Origin of the sequence: Clostridium sp. AF37-5 (genome assembly GCF_003477605.1) — a bacterium.
Taxonomy (GTDB): domain Bacteria; phylum Bacillota; class Clostridia; order Lachnospirales; family Lachnospiraceae; genus Eubacterium_F.
Genome location: NZ_QUDR01000050.1, coordinates 1 through 1,720, shown reverse-complemented (window position 1 = coordinate 1,720; position 1,720 = coordinate 1). Strand labels below are relative to the sequence as shown.

The 1,720-nt window shown below is 36.5% G+C and carries 2 protein-coding genes; both read left to right on the top strand.

All coding sequences use genetic code 11. From position 1 onward, the window contains the following. Positions 1-67: 67 nt before the first annotated feature. Positions 68-745: a helix-turn-helix domain-containing protein gene (locus tag DW019_RS15325; protein ID WP_207658753.1), complete on the top strand. Its 678-nt coding sequence runs from the start codon at positions 68-70 to the stop codon at positions 743-745. Positions 746-747: 2 nt separating this feature from the next. Then, positions 748-1,644 (top strand): IS3 family transposase, encoded by an 897-nt coding sequence (locus DW019_RS15320; RefSeq protein WP_207658754.1) that lies wholly within the window; start codon positions 748-750, stop codon positions 1,642-1,644. Positions 1,645-1,720: the final 76 nt, after the last annotated feature.

Sequence of the window (1,720 nt, the reverse complement as noted above, 5' to 3'; positions counted from 1 at the left end):
TGATATGCTCCCTTCTAGGTAGACAAGTGAAATAATTAAACTTGTTACTTAGGAGGGAGCATATTTTATGTCTAAAAGAAATATATCTGCACAAGATAAGATAAATGCTGTAAAAAGATACTTGAACGGTCTGACAAGCCAACGAATACTTGCAAATGAGTTTAGTATATCTCAAGCTTCCATTCAACAATGGATTACTAATTATGAAAGTATGGGAGAAGATGCATTCTTGATGAAAAGTTATAAGCATTATTCTGCTGAATTAAAAAGGAAGGCAGTTCTAGACTATCTGTCTGGAAAAGGATCACAAACAGATATCTGTAAAAAATATGGTATTCGTTCAAAAAGTAAGTTACAAAAGTGGATAAAGAAGTATAATGGTCATGAAGAGTTAAAATCTTCTGGAACAGGAGGAAGTATTATCATGACCAAAGGAAGAAAAACCACATTTGAAGAACGGGTTGAAATAGTACAATATTGCATCGCACATAACCATAATTATGCTGAAACAGCAGAGAACCATCGGGTATCTTATCAACAGGCACGTAGTTACACTATTAAATATGAATCTGGCGGAGTGGAAGCTTTAAGAGATAAACGTGGAAAACGGAAAAATCCTGACGAGATGAATGAATTAGAAAGTTTGCGTGCCGAAGTTAAAATTTTAAGAGCAGAGAAAGAACGTGCTGAAATGGAGGCTTCTTTCCTAAAAAAACTCGAAGAGATAGAAAGGAGGCGGGGCTAAGCCTGGTCCGTCATGAATATGTATATCAGGCAATCAAAGACGAACACGAAGAACATAATTATCCCATCACTGACCTTTGCAAACTCGGTAGAGTTTCTAGAGCAGCTTACTATAAATGGTTACATAGAGAAATTCCAGAAAACGAACGAAAAAACAAACGAATTGCAGATGAAATAGAAAAGATTCATACGGAATCGCCGGACAAAGGATATCGCAGAATCAGAGATGAATTGGAACGTTATCATAACATTGATGTTAATGACAAACGTGTGTTACGTATTTGTCGCAAACTTAATATTAAATCAACTATCAAGTACTCCAATAATGGATGCACGAGACAGGCTTCAAATTCCCAATATATAGCAGAAAATATACTTAACCGGGAGTTTACTGCTGATGCACCAAATGAAAAATGGCTCACAGATGTAACAGAGTTCCATTATTATATCGGGATTGAGAAACGTAAGGTCTATTTAAGTGCAATTTTGGATTTATATGACCGAAGAATTGTAGCTTACACGATTGGGGATTCGAACAACAATCATCTTGTATTTAGCAACTTTGAGGATGCGGTGACAAAAAACCCTGATGCACATCCATTGTTTCATAGCGACAGGGGATTCCAATATACTAACAGGGCATTCCACGCGAAAATCGAGGCGGCAGGTATGGTGCAGAGCATGTCAAGAGTAGCCAGGTGCATCGATAATGGACCGATGGAAGGTTTTTGGGGAATTTTAAAGAGAGAACGTTACTATGGAAAACGATTCACTGATAAAGAAACACTCATAAAAATGATTGAGGATTATATAGATTACTACAACAATAAACGATTGCAAAGAAATCTTGGAGTTTTAACTCCTATGGAAAAACACACACTTTACTTACAAGCTGCATAAAAACTGCCAGTAGTTCACTCTACTGGCAGGAAAAATTTATATTTTTTCAATTGTCTACTTGACGGGAAGCAGTTCA

Bases quoted from the DNA above. Each gene is read 5' to 3' on its own strand.
- DW019_RS15325 (WP_207658753.1), top strand. From the start codon at position 68: ATGTCTAAAAGAAATATATCTGCACAAGATAAGATAAATGCTGTAAAA.